General features: G+C 62.2%; 15 protein-coding genes. 11 read left to right on the top strand and 4 right to left on the bottom strand.

Annotated features, from left to right (window positions below; translation table 11 throughout):
- Positions 1-7: 7 nt before the first annotated feature.
- From N7E70_RS11250 to N7E70_RS11235, 4 genes are all read left to right on the top strand, one after another.
- Positions 8-361 carry a DUF1428 domain-containing protein gene (locus tag N7E70_RS11250; RefSeq protein WP_263006389.1) on the top strand — a complete coding sequence of 118 codons (354 nt, stop codon included), beginning with the start codon at positions 8-10 and terminating at the stop codon, positions 359-361.
- A 162-nt stretch (positions 362-523) separates the two neighbouring features.
- On the top strand, positions 524-1,477 hold the full coding sequence (locus N7E70_RS11245) for a helix-turn-helix transcriptional regulator (protein WP_263006388.1): 954 nt from the start codon (positions 524-526) through the stop codon (positions 1,475-1,477).
- 329 nt (positions 1,478-1,806) lie between these two features.
- Positions 1,807-2,160, top strand: a complete 354-nt coding sequence (locus N7E70_RS11240) for a hypothetical protein (RefSeq protein WP_192315054.1) — start codon at positions 1,807-1,809, stop codon at positions 2,158-2,160.
- Entirely contained in the window at positions 2,157-2,663 is a 507-nt protein-coding gene (locus tag N7E70_RS11235) for a hypothetical protein (protein WP_263006387.1), read from the top strand. The genes N7E70_RS11240 and N7E70_RS11235 overlap by 4 nt, the downstream gene beginning before the upstream one ends.
- Before the next feature lie 184 nt (positions 2,664-2,847).
- Here N7E70_RS11235 and choV read toward each other — a convergent pair whose 3' ends face one another.
- The 3 genes from choV to choX all read right to left on the bottom strand — a co-directional run bounded on the left by choV (position 2,848) and on the right by choX (position 5,945).
- Complete coding sequence (gene choV, locus N7E70_RS11230) at positions 2,848-4,029, bottom strand: choline ABC transporter ATP-binding protein (RefSeq protein ID WP_263006386.1); 1,182 nt, start codon at positions 4,027-4,029, stop codon at positions 2,848-2,850.
- Positions 4,026-4,880 carry a choline ABC transporter permease subunit gene (choW, locus tag N7E70_RS11225; protein WP_067959292.1) on the bottom strand — a complete coding sequence of 285 codons (855 nt, stop codon included), beginning with the start codon at positions 4,878-4,880 and terminating at the stop codon, positions 4,026-4,028. The genes choV and choW overlap by 4 nt, the downstream gene beginning before the upstream one ends.
- 129 nt (positions 4,881-5,009) lie before the next feature.
- On the bottom strand, positions 5,010-5,945 hold the full coding sequence (gene choX, locus N7E70_RS11220) for a choline ABC transporter substrate-binding protein (RefSeq protein ID WP_154384741.1): 936 nt from the start codon (positions 5,943-5,945) through the stop codon (positions 5,010-5,012).
- A 212-nt stretch (positions 5,946-6,157) separates the two neighbouring features.
- On the opposite strand from choX, the gene N7E70_RS11215 reads away from it, so the two are divergent.
- The 7 genes from N7E70_RS11215 to N7E70_RS11185 all read left to right on the top strand — a co-directional run bounded on the left by N7E70_RS11215 (position 6,158) and on the right by N7E70_RS11185 (position 16,062).
- The gene (locus tag N7E70_RS11215; protein WP_067959286.1) at positions 6,158-6,772 is read left to right on the top strand and encodes a thymidine kinase; all 615 of its coding nucleotides are present in this window, start codon (positions 6,158-6,160) and stop codon (positions 6,770-6,772) included.
- Between the two features lie 106 nt (positions 6,773-6,878).
- Positions 6,879-7,967: a hypothetical protein gene (locus N7E70_RS11210; protein ID WP_067959283.1), complete on the top strand. Its 1,089-nt coding sequence runs from the start codon at positions 6,879-6,881 to the stop codon at positions 7,965-7,967.
- 214 nt (positions 7,968-8,181) lie between these two features.
- On the top strand, positions 8,182-9,330 hold the full coding sequence (locus tag N7E70_RS11205) for a hypothetical protein (RefSeq protein WP_263006385.1): 1,149 nt from the start codon (positions 8,182-8,184) through the stop codon (positions 9,328-9,330).
- Between the two features lie 195 nt (positions 9,331-9,525).
- Positions 9,526-11,436, top strand: a complete 1,911-nt coding sequence (locus N7E70_RS11200) for an ATP-binding protein (protein WP_263006384.1) — start codon at positions 9,526-9,528, stop codon at positions 11,434-11,436.
- 298 nt (positions 11,437-11,734) lie between these two features.
- A complete protein-coding gene (locus N7E70_RS11195; RefSeq protein ID WP_263006383.1) occupies positions 11,735-13,021 on the top strand; it encodes a DUF6638 family protein in 1,287 nt (428 codons plus the stop codon).
- Between the two features lie 11 nt (positions 13,022-13,032).
- Entirely contained in the window at positions 13,033-14,157 is a 1,125-nt protein-coding gene (locus N7E70_RS11190) for a DUF2333 family protein (RefSeq protein ID WP_067959273.1), read from the top strand.
- A 225-nt stretch (positions 14,158-14,382) separates the two neighbouring features.
- The gene (locus tag N7E70_RS11185; protein WP_263006382.1) at positions 14,383-16,062 is read left to right on the top strand and encodes a formate--tetrahydrofolate ligase; all 1,680 of its coding nucleotides are present in this window, start codon (positions 14,383-14,385) and stop codon (positions 16,060-16,062) included.
- Positions 16,063-16,197: 135 nt separating this feature from the next.
- Here N7E70_RS11185 and N7E70_RS11180 read toward each other — a convergent pair whose 3' ends face one another.
- Positions 16,198-16,470 (bottom strand): TipAS antibiotic-recognition domain-containing protein, encoded by a 273-nt coding sequence (locus tag N7E70_RS11180; RefSeq protein ID WP_263006381.1) that lies wholly within the window; start codon positions 16,468-16,470, stop codon positions 16,198-16,200.
- Between the last annotated feature and the right edge of the window lie 30 nt (positions 16,471-16,500).

Raw genomic sequence — 16,500 nt, 5'->3', positions numbered from 1 at the left:
AAGAAGCATGTCTTATGTCGATGGATTCCTGCTCGCCGTGCCGAAAGGCAACATCGAGGCCTACAAGGAGATGGCGCGCCTCGGGAGCGAGGTCTGGAAGGACCACGGAGCAATCGCCTATGTCGAGTGCCTGGCCGACGACGTGCCTTATGGCGAAGTCACCTCCTTTCCCCGCGCGGTGCAGGCCACGGACGACGAGATCGTCGTCTTCTCTTGGATCGTCTACCGCTCGCGCGAGGACCGCGACGAGATCATGAAGAAGGTGATGGCCGACCCACGCTTGGAGGGCGATCCGGCGTCATGGCCGTTCGACGGCAAGCGTATGATCTATGGCGGCTTCAAGCCGTTTGTAGAAGCCTGATCCCTCTGGCCAATTGATGGCGGTTACTGGCAGCTACCGGCAAACCGCCATCTTGACCGCAACAGCCGTTCCGTGAATAAGGATGCAACCCCGCATAGATTGAAACAGAAAAACCTTCCCGCCTAGGTAGCTGTCGGGTGCATTCTGAAACGGAACCGTTCGATGCAGCGCCTTTCGACCTTTGATGTTCCCGCGCGCGACCGCCTCGCCTACCTGCACGACTTTGTCGCCCGCCATGTCGCCGGCCTGCGCTTTCGGCCGCAAGATGCCGACAACTTTGCCTTCGACGTTTCCGCCTACTTTCTCGACGCCGGCACGACGGTCGGTACTGCCTGCTATTCGGCCGTGCTCGGCGAGCGCCCAAAAGACCTGATGGCGGCCGACGGCCGCCAGGACTATTTGATGACCATCCACACCACCGACTACGAGGTGGCGGTCGCAGGCAAGCCGCCCTTGTCGATCAAGGCCGGCGACATCACGCTGCTCAACGAGGCCACGTCCATGGCCTTCGCCTTGCCCAACACGCTGCTGAAGGTCGTGTCCTTGAACGAGGCGAGGCTGGCAGCGCTTGCGCCGCGCATCCGCCAAAAGGCGTTTCATCATATCCGTGTCGACGCTGCCGGCGCCGGGCTGCTGACGGGTTATGCCGACCTGTTGCGGTCGCAGGCACCCGAGGGCGAGGCCGGCCGCCGGCTTGCCGGCAACCACATCTACGACCTCGCGGCCCTCGTCGTGCAAGGCGCGACCTCAGCCAACGCCGAACCGGTGCGCGCCAGCCTTGGCGCCGCGCGGCTGGAACTGATCAAGGCCGAGATGTTGCGCCAGCTGACCGATCCAGAGCTTACAGTCACCGCGATTGCGCGGCGCCAGGGCGTGACCCCGCGCTACATCCAGCGACTGTTCGAGCAGGAAGGAATCACCTTCTCCGAGTTCCTGCGCGATGCTCGGCTCGACCTCGCCTACAACGCGCTCGACCTTGCCGGCGCCAGCACGGTGTCGGCGATCGCCTTCGATGCCGGCTTCAACGACCTGTCCCACTTCAACCGTGCCTTCAGGCAGCGCTTCGGCGTGACACCGTCGGAAATCAAGGCGGCAGCGCTGCGCCGCTGTCAATAAAGCGCCGTGCCTCCCGACGCATGAAAGCCGATTAACCTCATGGAGGCTTCGTATCGGCTTGCCGAAATATCGGTTCCGGTTCTCGGCGCATGCGTTAGACGCACCGCCCTGTTCGCTCCAGACCGCACCTGTTCGCCCCACGCCAAGACGACATTTGTGCTGCCATCGTAAATCGGCGCCGTGGCGGACCGATGCATCCGACGGGCGGGGGCGCTCTTCGAACGCATGCGAGGCCGGCCATCGCCGGACCGTCGACTGGGCAGAGTCGACGGTCCGCGCATGGCCCGCCCCACGGAGTTCGCGCCTTCTCCAGCGAAATCGAGAGACCCATGAAAAGAGCGATTGCATTGATGATGTGCGGCGTGCTTGCCGCCTGCAGCCAGACGACGTCGACAACCAGCACCTCGACAACGGCAGGCGCGCCCAAGACGGCGGCGCAGCTGGCCACCAAGGGCAAGAAGCAGACGGCAGCACAGCGCTGCGACGAAGCCATGCGCAAGGCGACCCAGGCGCAGACGAATGCCGCCATGCTCGGCGGCGCGCTGTCGATGGTCGGCGGCTTCGGCGGACTTGGCCGCGGCGGCGCGATCGCCGGCTCGGTCGCCTCGGTCGGCGGTTCGCTGGTTCAGGCCAAAGCGCAGAACGACGCCGACAAGGCACTCGATGCGGAGTGCATGGGATGAGCGCCATCCTCGGACGCCGCATCGCTGGCGGCTTGCTGGCGGCGAGCCTGGCGCTCGGAGCGCTGGTGCTGCCGGCCCGGGCATTGACGCTGGAAGAGGCCGGCAAGGTGGTGCAACTGCTCGGTGAACTGGAACCCGAACTCGGTCGCCTCGCCTATGACGAGGAAGAGGCCGACCAGTGGTTCGACGACGATGCCGGGCTTGAAGGCCGCATCGCCAAGGCCGGATTCACCAGGGAAAGCTGGAAGGAGGCGCTCGGCGCCACCTTCCGCGGCTATCTCGCGACGATCGCCGCCGAACGCTTCGAAGCGACGTTCTCTGGCCTTACGGAAAAGGTCGATGCCAGCGACCTGAATGCCGAGCAGAAAACCGAAATGCGCAGCTTCGTCGAGGAAAAGATCGCCGAGACACGGGCCCTGCGCGCCGAAGGCGCGCAATATATCGACGCCGTGCAGCCTTATGCGGCCAGGCTGGACGAGCTTCTGGGTGATGAGGAAGAGTGAAAGGCTTTCCTTCTCCCCGTCCACCGGGGAGAAGATGGCCCGACGGGCAGAGCGAACTCTGAGACGCTAGCGCTGCCCCTTATCTGCGTGCCGGCGTCCGATGATCGAAAAGCCAAGCAGCCGGCTCTTCGTCGGCTACGCGGAACTCATCTCACCTCCCCATTCACGGGGAGAAGAAAAGCTGTCATCGCCTCAGCACAGCACTTAGCACGTCGCGGATGCCGATGGCGCCAACGAAGCGGGACTGGTCGTCGAACAGCGCCACGGGCGATGTCTGCGAGCGGTGCATGGCAAGCATCACCAGCTTGAGCGATGTGCCTGGTTTCGCCCAGAAGACGTGCGAAGCCTCGTCGGTCGACTTGTCGATCTCGTCGACCGAAACCCAGACGGCCGGCTGGCCGTTGCGCTCGGCAGCGGTAACCAGGCCCTGCGCGTCGATCTTGAAGCGCGTGGTCTTGCGCCGATCGAGCCAGAGCCAGCCCTCGCCCGCATCCTCAAGGTCGCGGCGGTCACGCATGACATTCCATGCGGTGAGCACCGACAGCGGGTTCACGTTGGCGATGAAGTCGCGGACATAGTCATTGGCCGGACGCAGCACGATATCTTCTGGCGGCCCGGACTGAACGATGCGCCCCCCCTCCATGATGGTGATGGTGTTGCCGATCTTGAGCGCTTCTTCGAGGTCGTGACTGACGAAGATGATCGTCTTCTTCAGCGTCTTCTGCAACTGCAGCAGCTCGTCCTGCAGTTTGGTACGGATCAGCGGGTCGAGCGCAGAGAATGGCTCGTCCATCAACAGGATCGGCGCTTCGGTGGCGAAGGCGCGGGCCAGGCCGACACGCTGCTGCATGCCGCCGGACAGCTCATGCGCGTATTTCTTGGCCCAGGGCGTCAGGTTGACCAGGTCGAGCTGCTTGCCGACCTTGGCCTTGCGCTCGGCGTCGGGCATGCCGGCAAGCTCGAGGCCGAGGCCGACATTTTCCTCGACCGTACGCCAGGGCAAAAGGCCGAACTGCTGGAACACCATGGCGACCTGGTGCTGGCGCAGGCGGCGCAAGGTCGGCTCGTCGCAGGAGACGACGTCGACCATCCTGTCGCCGTCCTTGACCATGACCTGGCCACGCGAAACGATGTTGAGGCGATTGACGGCGCGCAGCAGCGTCGACTTGCCGGAGCCGGACAGGCCCATCAGGACAGATATTTCGCCCTCGTTGATGGTCAGGTTGGCGCCGGCGCAACCCAGCACATTGCCGGTCTTTTCGAGGATCTCGGCGCGAGTGGCACCCTTGTCGAGCATGGCGAGCGAAGCGGAGGTGTCGGCACCAAAGACGATGTCGACATTCTTGAAATCGACGGCGACGTTCATTTCTTGCCTCCCACGCCGATGCGCGTCATGCGGTCGAGAACGATGGCGAGCACGACGATCGCCAGCCCTGCTTCAAGTCCGAGGTCGATCTTGCGCGAGCCGAGCGCGCGGTTGATTTCGGTGCCGAGGCCACCGGCGCCGATGAGGGCGGCAAACACGACCATCGACAGCGACAGCATGATGCACTGGGTGAGTCCCGCCATGATGGTGGGTAGGGCCGCCGGCAATTCGACCTTCCACAGCAGCTGGCGCTTGGTGGCACCAAAGGCCTGGCCGGCCTCGATGATCGCGGTCGGCACCGACGTGACACCGAGATGGGTCAGGCGCACCGCCGTCGGAATGACGAAGATGATGGTGACGATCAGGCCGGGCGCGTTGCCAAGGCCGAACAAGGTGAGCACAGGGATCAGGTAGACGAAGGTCGGCAGTGTCTGCATCAGGTCGAGTACCGGCAACATGAAGCGGTAGACCTTGGGCTTGTGGGCAGCCCAAATGCCGAGCGGCACGCCGATGGCCATCGAGGCGGCAGCGGCGGCAACGACCAGCACCAGCGTCTCGACGGTCTGCTTCCAAAGGCCCTGGTTGATGATGAACAGCAGGCCGAGCGCAACCCCTATAGCCAGTGCCCGCGAACGCTGAAGATACCAGGCGAGAGCCGCGACCAGCGCCACCACCACCACCGGAGGCAGCAGCAGCAGCCCGTCGACGAGCCCGTCGAGCAACAAGTTGAGCCCGTTGGAAAAGCCGCGGAAGATGGCGTTGAAATTGTCGGTCAGGAAGGTGAAGAACGCCTTGCCCCACAGGCCGATCGGAATCTTGTAGGCAGCCAGCAAGTTCGATACCGGATCCATCTGTCCCCTCTCTATTGCTTTCGCAGGCGCCGGTCGCGCCGGCGCTTCTCGCTTAACTTGATACGAAAAAGGGCAGCTGTCTCGCTTCGCTGCCCTTCATCATGTCATTTGCAGGCAAGGACGCCGGCTTTAGCTCGCCAGAGCAGCCTTCACCGCAGCCGTTGCATCGCCGCCGTCGAAGGTGGTGACGCCGTTGAGCCAGGGCGTTGCTGCATCCGGATTGGCCTTGAGCCAGTCCTTGGCAACGTCATTGGCGTTACCACCCTTGAGGATGGCATCCATCATGGTGCCTTCCATCTCCAGGTTGAACTTCAGATTGCCGAGGAACTTACCGACATTCGGGCACTCGGCGACATAGCCCTTGCGCACGTTGGTGCTGACGGTGGCAGCGCCAAAGCCCGAGTCACCCATGCCATCGAGATAGGCGATCTTCATCGCACCCATGACCGGATGCGGCGTCCAGCCGAGGAAGGCGATCCACTCGTTCGACTTCATCGACTGCTCGGCCTGGGTCAGCATGCCGGCCTCAGACGATTCGACCAGTTCGAAGCCGGTGAGATTGTTCTCGGGCTTGGAGATCATGTCGAGGATGATGCGATTGCCGTCATTGCCGGCTTCGATGCCGTAGATCTTGCCGCCGAACTTGTCCTTGAACTTGCCGAGATCGGTCAGCGTCTTGACCCCGCCTTCGGCGACGTAGCTCGGCACGACGATGCCGTAGCCGGCGCCGGACAGGTTTTCGCCGATGGTCTCGACCGAGCCGTCGGCGACATATTCCTTGATGTCGGCGGTCATCGACGGCATCCAGTTGCCGAGAAAGACGTCGAGATCCTTGTTCTTCAGCGAGGCGTAGGTGACCGGCACCGACAGCTGGATAACCTCCGGCTCGTAGCCGAGTGCGGTCAAAAGCACCGAAGCGACGCCTGTCGTGGCCTGGATGTCGGTCCAGCCGACATCGGACAGGCGCACCTTCTTGCAGCTTTCGGCATCGCCCGCAAAGGCGGCACCGGCAGTCATGACCGCCGACACGCCGACAGCGGCGGCGAGTAGTTTCAAGCGCGACATATGGAATCTCCCATTCGTATTTATGACGGCAACGCGGTATTGTTGTTGTTCGTCTTTGTCGCGAGCCAAACACCATTTTCCTTTGGATTCAAGTGACATGACGCAACGACAGACGCCGCCGGCTTATCCATCAGCGACATCACAAAGGTTTTTTGCGGTGGATGGCAGGGTGGCCCCCTCCCCGCGCCCGACGGCTTCTGATTAGAAGAACCATGGCCAAGCTCTATTTCCATTACGCCACGATGAATGCCGGCAAGACGACCATGCTGCTGCAGGCGTCCTACAACTACCGCGAGCGCGGCATGACGACGATGCTGTTTGTCGCCGGCCACTACCGCAAGGGCGACACCGGCTACATCTCCTCGCGCATCGGGCTTGAAGCAGGCGCCGAGATGTTCCGCGGCGGCGACGACCTCTATGCCCGCATCGCCGAGCATCACCAGCACACGACCGTCCACTGTATCTTTGTCGACGAGGCGCAGTTCCTCGAGGAAGAGCAGGTCTGGCAGCTTGCGCGCGTCGCCGACAGGCTGGGCATTCCCGTCATGTGCTACGGGCTGCGCACCGACTTCCAGGGCAATCTGTTCTCGGGCTCGCGGGCGCTGCTCGCCATCGCCGACGACCTGCGCGAGGTGCGCACGATCTGCCGCTGCGGCCGCAAGGCGACGATGGTCGTGCGGCTCGGCCCGGACGGCAAGGTCGCCCGCCAGGGCGAGCAGGTGGCGATCGGCAAGGACGTCTACGTCTCCTTGTGTCGGCGCCACTGGGAAGAGGAAATGGGCCGCGCCCAGCCCGACGACTTCATCGGATTTGCCACACCAAGCTAAGTAGCCCCGGCATAATTGCTTTCGCCCGCGGCTGTGTGTCTTTCAATCGCAAGATGCGCCACATATATTCGGCGCCACTGTCCCGCATTCGACACCGGAGGAACGTATGGCAACGCTGCAGAATTTCGATGCCGAAATCGCCAAGACCAAGCAGGTCGTGGAGGACATGCGGAGCAAGATCGAGCAGTCGGGCACAGTGCTCGACAAGATTGCCACGACCGACGCCAAGATCGGCGCCTCCGACTTCGACATCGAGAACGCGCGCATCCAGGACGTGCTGAAGCAGCAGAAGGTGATGGAAGGCAACATCGCCGACCTGATCATCGGACTTGAGGACGCCACCAACGTCTTCGGTTCGGAATTCGAGAGCATGAAGAGCTTCACCGGCTGGGAAACCTTCGTCGGCATCTTCTCCGATTCCAGCAAGCAGCGCATGCGCACCGACCGCGTGCGCAACATGTCGCTGGCCGGCAATCTGCAGGAACTGCTGGTCAAGTCCGACACCATCGTCGGCATCCTGAAGGCGCAGAAGCAGGTCCTCGACGAGCGCTACAAGACCTCGGAGGCCAGCCTTTCCCAGGTGATCGAGCGCCGCAAGGTGACGATGTCAAACCTCGAAGCGACCCAGAAGCGCATCGAGGAGCTGAACCCGCTTCTGCTCGACATCGAAAACAAGATCGCGGCCTCGACCAGCCAGAAGGAGCGCACCGAGCTCGAATCCGAGCGTTCCAAGCTCGCCACCGAATACAACGAGAAGCAGGCCAAGGAGCAGGAAATCCTGGCCGAGAGCCAGACGCTCGAACGCTATACCTCGATGTTCCAGACCTTCGTCGATTCGCTGAACAACCAGATCGCAGCGCAGGCGACGCTGATCAACAAGCTGACCATCGACACCGAGCAGCGCATCGTCTTGTACAAGGCGCTGGAAGACTCGCTGAAGACGGCAGCGCAGCAGGACGTTGCCCACAAGATCAACACGCTGGGCTCGAAGGTCGACAACACCGCCGAAGAGACCATGGCCGGCATCGGCGCCGCCGCCCAGAAGCACATCGGCGACCTGCTCGAACTGCACGAGAAAAACATGGTGGCGACGGCCGACATCCAGCGCCGCAAGAAGCTGGCCGACGACGCGTTTGCCCGCCGCTTCGACGAGGTGCTGAAGAAGCACAACGCTTCGGACTACGTGCAGCCGTAACCTAGCAAGCATCCGCAATGTCGCGCCCCCCCTCTGGCCTGCCGGCCATCTCCCCCACAAGGGGGGAGATTAGGAGGTGGTTGGCGCTTCGCCAGTATTCGGCGATGAAGTTCGGGCGACAGGAAACGCGACAGCCGATCTACCCCCTTGTGGGGGAGATGGCCGGCAGGCCAGAGGGGGGCAACGTCGAGCCCATGCATTCGAGAATTTGCCCATGACCCCCACAGACGACCCAGCCGTCCGCTACTTCGACGCGATTGCGGCGGCGCTCAGCGGGCTTGAAATCTTCATGCGCGACGACCGCTCGCCGCTCTACCGGCACGGCATCGTGGCGAAGGTGGCGGCGGCCTATATCTCGCGACTGGAACGGTCCTTCGCCTGTTGGCGCAACCGGCTCGGCTTCATGGAGACCTTCAAGATTTCGCGCGCCGAGAGCGGCTTCCCGGTGTTCCAGAACGTGCTCGAACTGGAAAACGACCGCAAGACGGCGGCGCAGCGGTTGGCCAGCATCCCACCACCGGGCGAACTGCGCGAGGAGATGGCCGACTTCATCCTGCGCCACAAGGAATTTCCCGAGGCGCTGCAGCGCTCGATGGCCGAGCGGCTCTATCTCGAGGACGTCAAGGACGGCTCGACCTTCTCGCCCTTCATCCTGGCGCAGACTGCCAAGGTGTCGGTCAATCCAAAGTCGATGCGGCCCTATTATCTCGTCCACTGGGGCAACTTCGACGGCACTGCCAACCTGCCGCTGATCTATATGGCGACCGTCGAGGATTCGTCGGAGGCGATGGTCGAGCAGCTCGTCGACACCGACAGCGGCAGGCTCAACGAGAGGATCGAGATCCCGTTGCCGGTCGACGGCTTGCTCAACCCCGATCTCGCCCACCGCTTCGACGACTTCACCGAGAAGAACTCGGCCTATTCGCTGTCACCGCTGACAGTCGCCACCAATCTCGACAAGGATTTTCCCGTCCTGCACCCCAAGCAGCTCAGGCGGATGGTGCTGGGCCCGTTCTATTCGGCCGGCATCACGGAGCACAATTCGACGGTCAGCGAGGTGCTGTCGAAAGTGCGCAAGGCCGAAAACGCCTGGCTTTTGACCTGGACTATCCAGGAGGTCTACTCCAAGGCCGAGAAACCCGGCCGCAAGGGCCTGTGGTCGAGCGAGCCGTCGAGCGAGGAGTTCTTCATCAACACCGACGACCTCGAGGCCGCGCGCCAGGGCGTCTCGAGCTACGAAAAACACGCACTGATCCCGCACGAGGCTTACCAGGCGCTCTACGCCGCCGGCGAAGCCGAGAAGATCTTCGGCGGCTACAAGGTGCACATCCTGTCGAAGGGACAGGTGATCTCGGATGTCTGAGAGCAAGGCGGTCGACCCCCACTCCGTCTCGGCTTCGCCTCGACACCTCTCCCCCGTTCGACGGGGGAGAGCAAAGACCGCCATCGGGCCTCGCGCCGTTCCTCTCCCTCCGGAGAGGGGAGAGGTGCCGAGCGCAGCGAGACGGAGTGGGGGAAGCCCTTGCAGGATTAAAACACTGATAGCGGGAGAAATCTGATGGACACCGGCCTGACCACGATTTCCGAAGCCGACATCGAAAAGCACCGCGCCACGGCGCAGAGCTTCATCACTCGCATCGTCGTGCTGGAGGATTCCTCCGGCCAATCTGGTACGGCGCTTGCCGGCACCAACAGGCGCTTCGTCTCGACGGTTTCGGCCGGCTCGATCCGCAAGACGCGCGAGGTCGAGTTGCAGAAGACCGTCACGGCGATCCGCCCCGACGACCAACTGATGTCGATCCCACAGCACACGCTGCTGTTTCGCGCCCGCCGCAGCATTGCGGTGGCGCTTGCCGTTTCGGACGTGTTCTCGCGCTCGACCGATCTGGAGGCGCTGCAGGCCAAGAATGCGCGCAGCCCGCTCGAAGGCGACGAGGCCAGCCATTTCAAGAAGCTGCTGTCGGCGTCGGCCTATGTCGCCGGCTTCACGCTCGCCTCCTACCTTGCCCAGCTGATCGACAGCGACGGCGAAGCGCCCAATGACGTCAGCGAACCAGACTTCCTGTTCGACACGCCCCAGGACGCGGTGAAGTCGATCGTCTCCGGCCTCGACCGAGCGCTGTCGGGCGCCAAGGACGATGCCGACCTTCTGACGCGCGGTCGCGCCTTTGCCCGCACAGCCATCGAGGGCCTGTTGCAGCGCAAGGGCCGCTTCGACGGCATCGGCGCCTTCGAGAACGCCCATATCCGCATCGACGCCGACGACTTCACCCTCGACGGCTTCGACGTGGCGCCGGGCAAGAAGTCGAAGCCGCTGGTCATGACCTTCAAGAAGCCGCAGGAGGTGGTCGGCAATCACATCGCAAAATTCCAGTCGGTCCGGCTGGCCAAGATGCTGATGGCCTATGATTTCGACCGCGAGCTGAACCCGTTTGTCGAGCTCGGCGGCTTCCTGTTCACCTTCATCGGCGACGGCGCACCGGGCACCGGCAAGACCACGCTGATCCAGATGATCGCAGGCCTGGTCAACAATTACTGCCAGGTCGCCGGCTATCCCTTCGCCTACGAGAATTTCGGCGTCGACCAGATCTCGTCCTACCAGGGCAAGTCTGGCCAGAACTGCCGCCAGTTCATCAACAACGTGCTCAACCCGCGCGCCATCGGCTTTGGCACCATCGACGACATCGACCAGGTGGCTGCCAAGCGCTCCGACGACCGGGCGTCGGCCGGCCAGCAGGAAATCACCGGCGTACTGATGGATGCATTCGCCGGTGCCGGCACGGTCGTGCGCGGCAACTGCTCCTTCGGCATGTTCTCCAACTATCCCGAGAATGTCGACGATGCGCTGCGCCAGCGCGCCGGCGCCCGCTGGCTGGTCGACGGCCCGCAGACCCGCGACGACTACATCGACATCTTTGTCCTGCTTGCCGGCAAGAACCATAAGATCCCGCTCGGCGAGCATGAGCTTTATGCCGCGCAGGAGATCCAGCGCGCCGTGACCGAGGCCTATGAGGAGCATGCCAAGCCGCAGGAAGACGGCCTGGAAAAGGTCTACGACCGCTTCATGAAGGACAATGGCGCGCCCAAGACGCTGGCCGACGTCGGCACCTATTTGCACATGATCAAAGAAGCCGAGCCACGCTTCACCGGTCGCGCCATCAAGAACGTCACCGACGCGATCAAGATGCGCGCCATGGACATCGAGCTGCCTGACGAATGGTTCGAAAAACCCGAGGCTTTCATGCACAAGGGCTACGACGAGAAGAAGGCGATGATCGAGGAACTGCGCGGACCGTTCTCGATGGACATGGTGATGCAGGAGATCAACCGCTACGCCGACAGCGAATTCCGCTACTCCGACAAATCAGACGATGCCGCCGTGTCCAAGCTGTTGCGCGACGCAAGGCTGCGCGAGCGCGCGGCGAAGGAGATGGAAGAGCTGAAAGCGAAGGGGCTGTGGAATGCTTGATTGGCTGTCAGGCTCATCTTGGCATTTTCCAAGATTCGTTGAGCGCGTCGAGGTGTGTGATATCTATGTCCTCTGGACACAGGCGATACTGATAACCTTATATTTGAACTTCCCCACGATAAAAAATATCGCAGGAATTCGATACAGGATAAAATACGAATCTAGAAGCTTGAATGTTAAAAATAAGAATATTGAGCTCTACGGCGAAGCCGCAGATATATTTGCAAAATTTGTCACAAATCTAATCTGCCTGGCGACAGCTTACATATTTGCATTGCTTCTTTGGTTCGGTGTCTAGATGGACCTCCTACGCGACAACGAACTCATCTACGGCCGTCTCCTGCTGGTCGACGAACCGCATCTGATCGACCGCTACAACAAGGCGTTGACCGCCTTCGGTTTGCCGGCGACCAAGCTTCAGAGCTTTCAGATCGACCGCACCGGCTTTTCGCCTGAAATCGCCGAGGAGTTGGGCGACTATCAGTATCTCGACCCTAACGAGGTCAACCGCCGCTTCATCATTCTGACGCCGTCACAGATCGACCTGCCAGTGGTTCACACGGCGTTCTCCAACACCTCGCAGTTGCTGTTCGAATTCATGTCCAAGAACCAGCGCGCCATCGACGCGCTGACGATCAAGGACGTCATCTACGGCGAGATCGAGGATTCGGTGTCCAAGGTCGAGGACATCGAAGACCTGTTGTCGATCAACCAGGTCGAGTTCCGCGTGCTGTCGGCCGAGGATGTGCTCGGCAAGGCGGCCGAGCTCGGCAAGCTTGTCGACAAGCTCAAGCAGGAGCCCGAGGCCTGGCGCGACGATGCCATGCTCCAGCGCATGGTCGAACTTGCCAAGGTCTGCGGCGATATCCGTGAGAACGCGCTGGTGCCCGACCAGGTGATCTTCCGCCACAACGCCTTCTGGACCAGCCATTTCGGCGGGCTCTACGTCTTCGTCGACCCTGATGTGACAACGGTCATATCAGATCCGTCGGCGCCTGGTTTCCGCCGCTCGCGGCCATGGCAGGTGAGCTATCTCTCGATCAAGGACGCCGACAAGGTGTTCAAGTTCCTGGCGTCGACCGGCCGGCTCGACCTGCCCCGCGCCTCGTGGATCGAAAGCTCGGGCTATCTCGAGCACCGCGCTGAAATGGCTGTGCGCGCCCTGATCCGCGAGGCCGAGCCGAAGCGCGACATCGGCAAGGTCGACAAGGTCTGGCTGCAGACCTGGATCCACAGCCATGCCGACGCGATCAACCGTGACGGCACCTTCCCCTTTCTCAATGCCGCCAAGCGCGAGATCGCCCAGCTCGGCCAGTTGCGGCTGGAAGAGGTATTTCCGCTGCACCGCTTCCTGGTGGTGCGCGCCAAGACCGACCATCCCGACGCCTGGCTGACCAACCGTCTGATCTCCGAATTTGTGCCGTCGGATTTCGTCTCGCGTTATGTCTTCAACAAGCAAGGCTTCTACAAGGATTATGAAGAGCTCAACGAGACCTGGCGATCCAATGTTGTCGACACATTGAAAACCACATATCTGAAAGACAAGGCGGCGTTCCGCGCACAGCTCTACGGCCTGACCGACTGAGGGGATTCCAAATGCTTGATCCGATCGTGAGTTTCTTCACCCGGATGTTTCAGCTGATCGGTAGGGGCCTTGGCTTCGTCATCGGCATATTGTTGCTGCCGTTCATCTGGGCCTGGCGCTGGTTCGTCCAGCGCGGATGGGTCCTGAAGACGCTAGTTGGCGGCGCTGTCGTCGGGCTTGTGGCGCTGTATGGCTACTTTGGCTGGAACACCCAGGTGTGGACCAACTTCAACCCCGACTATGTAGCGACTCATAATTTCGAGAACCGCAATGTCTCGGCCGGCGAGCAGGTTGTCGCCGGCGGCGGCACCGACACTGCCAAGACCTGCGGCCGTTCGGCGATCGCCGACATCTCCGCTGAACTGATCGACCTCAACGTTAACCAGAATGCCTGGATCTCGTCTATGGTCCTGTACAAGACCGGCCTGTTCGGCCTGTCCTGGGATCACACGCCTTTCCTCGACAACAAGGCTTCGTTCCAGCGCGGCATCAACCAGGCGATCCGCCGCACGACCACCGAACTGGCCGACAATCTCGGCCGCGTGCGTGGCACCAGCCAGGTCGATTCCGATCTGCAGGACGCCCGTGGCAACATGCAGTTCGACGAATACACCTGGTATTTCGGCCTGACCCCGTTCGGCCCCAAGACGCCGACCCCAAGCTACTACCGCTCGGCGATCAAGAGCCTGAACAATTTCAACGGCCGCCTCGAGAAGTGCCAGGCGGTGTTCGACGCCCGCGCCGACAATCTGATCCAGTTCATCGACCGCATTTCGAACGATATCGGCGCGACGTCGGCGATCCTCAAGGACCGCGCCGAGAACTACAACAATGGCTGGTTCGACCCGCGCGCCGACGACCGCTTCTGGTTCGCCTATGGCCAGCTCTACGGCTATTACGGCCTGCTCAAGGCGACCCATGCCGATTTTGAGGACGTGCTTAAGACACGCAACCTCGACAATCTTTGGGATACGATGGAGCAGCAGACTCGTGCCGCCCTCAACATCCAGCCCTTCATCATCTCCAATGGTGCTGAAAACGGCTGGTTCATGCCCTCGCACCTGATCACCATGGGCTTCTACATCCTGCGCGTCCGTTCGAACCTGGTCGAGATCAGCAACGTGCTGAGCAGGTAAGGGGATGGCGAATAGCGAATAGGGAGTGGTGGTGAGAGGCGCGCTCCGCGCGTCGCGGCTCCTCTCCACTCGCTATTCGCTGCTCCCTATTCACTCACCTGCCCTGTCGCAATCCGTGCATTGGGCGGCTGTTTTGAGACGGCAGGCGATGGCGATGTCGCGCTTCTATGGCGGCGACTGCGATGGCCGTCGCGCCATTGGAACAAACATTGTGGAGGAGCCGTCATGGCCGAATTCAAGACCGACATCGAGATCGCGCGTGCGGCGAAGAAGAAGCAGATCCAGGAGGTCGGTGCCAAGATCGGCATTCCGACCGAGCATCTGCTGCCTTATGGCCACGACAAGGCGAAGATCTCGGCCGAGTTCATTGCCAATGCGCGCAAGAACAAGGACGGCAAGCTGATCCTGGTCACCGCGATCAACCCGACGCCGGCCGGCGAAGGCAAGACCACGACCACCGTCGGCCTCGGCGACGGTTTGAACCGCATCGGCAAGAAGGCCATCGTCTGCATCCGCGAAGCCTCGCTCGGGCCGAACTTCGGCGTCAAGGGCGGTGCCGCCGGTGGCGGTTATGCCCAGGTCGTGCCGATGGAGGACATGAACCTCCACTTCACCGGCGACTTCCACGCCATCACCACCGCCCACAACCTTCTGTCGGCGCTGATCGACAACCACATCTACTGGGGCAACGAGCTCGGCATCGACACCCGCCGCGTCGTCTGGCGCCGGGTGATGGACATGAACGACCGTGCGCTGCGCCAGATCAACTGCTCGCTCGGCGGCGTCGCCAACGGTTTTCCGCGTGAGGCCGGCTTCGACATCACCGTCGCTTCGGAAGTCATGGCGATCCTGTGCCTGGCAACCGACCTCAAGGACCTGGAAAAGCGCCTCGGCGACATCATCGTTGCCTATCGCCGCGACAAGACCGCCGTCTATGCCCGCGACCTCAAGGCCGACGGCGCCATGGCGGTGCTTCTGAAGGACGCGGTGCAGCCGAACCTGGTGCAGACGCTGGAGAACAACCCGGCCTTCGTCCATGGCGGCCCCTTCGCCAACATTGCGCATGGCTGCAACTCGGTGGTCGCCACCACCACCGCCCTGAAACTCGCCGACTATGTCGTCACCGAAGCCGGCTTCGGCGCTGATCTGGGTGCCGAGAAGTTCTTCGACATCAAGTGCCGCAAGGCCGGCCTCAAGCCGGCGGCTGCCGTCATCGTGGCGACGGTGCGCGCGATGAAGATGAATGGCGGCGTCAAGAAGGAAGAGCTCGGCAAGGAGAATGTCGAGGCGGTGAAGAAGGGCTGCGCCAACCTTGGCCGCCACATCGAGAACGTCAAGCAGTTCGGCGTGCCTGTGGTGGTGGCGATGAACCACTTCGTCTCCGACACCGACGCCGAGATCGCGGCGATGAAGGACTATGTCGCTTCGATGGGTGCGGAAGCGATCCTGTGCAAGCACTGGGCCAAGGGGTCGGCCGGCATCGAGGAGCTCGCCCACAAGGTGGTGCAGCTGGCCGAAAGCGGCGCCTCGCAGTTCTCGCCGCTCTATCCCGACGACATGAAGCTGTTCGACAAGATCGACACCATCGTCAAGCGCATCTACCGCGGCTCGGAGGCCATCGCCGACAAGTCGGTGCGTGACCAGCTGCATGCCTGGGAAGCGGCCGGCTACGGCCACCTGCCGGTGTGCATGGCCAAGACGCAGTATTCGTTCTCGACCGACCCGAACCTCAGGGGTGCCCCTGTCGACCATGTCGTGCCGGTGCGTGAAGTGCGCCTGGCAGCAGGCGCCGGCTTCATCGTCGCCATCTGCGGTGAGATCATGACAATGCCCGGCCTGCCCAAGGCACCGTCATCCGAGAAGATCTTCCTCAACGAACAGGGCCAGATCGAAGGACTGTTCTGAGTTCGGGGCGTCATACCCAGACGGAGGGGCGAGGCCGCAAGGCCCCGCCCCTTTTCTTTTTCGGGCGCATCGCTTTCCTCGAAACGCCCATCGCCGTCATTGGCGCAAGTCCCAACAGGCGCGTGCTCTACGACTTCAGGCGGCCTTGCGTCGTGCCCAGGCCTTCATCGCCGTGGGCAGCCAACTGGCAAGGCCCGGCGCAAGCTCCTCGTAGCGCCGGGCGAAGTCGGGATGGTCGTAGATGTCGGCGCGGTGGTGGCGCTCGACCAGCATGTCGAGTTCGCGCGCCTCGGGCACGATGCCCTTTTTCATGGCTGACGCCAGTGACTGTTCGATGTCGCGCAGCTCGGCCATCGCGTTGCTCTGCTCTGCGCTGAGCTTCGGCGCATGGCTAACTGCCTTGCGCATCGGCTCGCCGTAACGCTCGACCAGCCAGTC

Source organism: Aminobacter sp. NyZ550, from assembly GCF_025628925.2.
Taxonomy (GTDB): Bacteria; Pseudomonadota; Alphaproteobacteria; order Rhizobiales; family Rhizobiaceae; genus Aminobacter; species Aminobacter ciceronei.
Note: the sequence above shows the minus strand (reverse complement) of the source record. Positions and strands in the feature narration are given on the sequence as shown.

Excerpts from the sequence above, each read along its gene's own strand:
- N7E70_RS11235 (WP_263006387.1), top strand. The coding sequence starts at position 2,157 with ATGAGCGCCATCCTCGGACGCCGCATCGCTGGCGGCTTGCTGGCGGCG.
- N7E70_RS11195 (WP_263006383.1), top strand. The coding sequence starts at position 11,735 with ATGGACCTCCTACGCGACAACGAACTCATCTACGGCCGTCTCCTGCTG.
- choW (WP_067959292.1), bottom strand. The coding sequence starts at position 4,880 with ATGGATCCGGTATCGAACTTGCTGGCTGCCTACAAGATTCCGATCGGC.
- N7E70_RS11210 (WP_067959283.1), top strand. The coding sequence starts at position 6,879 with ATGGCAACGCTGCAGAATTTCGATGCCGAAATCGCCAAGACCAAGCAG.
- choV (WP_263006386.1), bottom strand. The coding sequence starts at position 4,029 with ATGAACGTCGCCGTCGATTTCAAGAATGTCGACATCGTCTTTGGTGCC.
- N7E70_RS11250 (WP_263006389.1), top strand. The coding sequence starts at position 8 with ATGTCTTATGTCGATGGATTCCTGCTCGCCGTGCCGAAAGGCAACATC.
- N7E70_RS11190 (WP_067959273.1), top strand. The coding sequence starts at position 13,033 with ATGCTTGATCCGATCGTGAGTTTCTTCACCCGGATGTTTCAGCTGATC.
- N7E70_RS11185 (WP_263006382.1), top strand. The coding sequence starts at position 14,383 with ATGGCCGAATTCAAGACCGACATCGAGATCGCGCGTGCGGCGAAGAAG.
- N7E70_RS11180 (WP_263006381.1), bottom strand. The coding sequence starts at position 16,470 with ATGCGCAAGGCAGTTAGCCATGCGCCGAAGCTCAGCGCAGAGCAGAGC.
- N7E70_RS11205 (WP_263006385.1), top strand. The coding sequence starts at position 8,182 with ATGACCCCCACAGACGACCCAGCCGTCCGCTACTTCGACGCGATTGCG.
- N7E70_RS11240 (WP_192315054.1), top strand. The coding sequence starts at position 1,807 with ATGAAAAGAGCGATTGCATTGATGATGTGCGGCGTGCTTGCCGCCTGC.
- N7E70_RS11215 (WP_067959286.1), top strand. The coding sequence starts at position 6,158 with ATGGCCAAGCTCTATTTCCATTACGCCACGATGAATGCCGGCAAGACG.
- N7E70_RS11200 (WP_263006384.1), top strand. The coding sequence starts at position 9,526 with ATGGACACCGGCCTGACCACGATTTCCGAAGCCGACATCGAAAAGCAC.
- N7E70_RS11245 (WP_263006388.1), top strand. The coding sequence starts at position 524 with ATGCAGCGCCTTTCGACCTTTGATGTTCCCGCGCGCGACCGCCTCGCC.
- choX (WP_154384741.1), bottom strand. The coding sequence starts at position 5,945 with ATGTCGCGCTTGAAACTACTCGCCGCCGCTGTCGGCGTGTCGGCGGTC.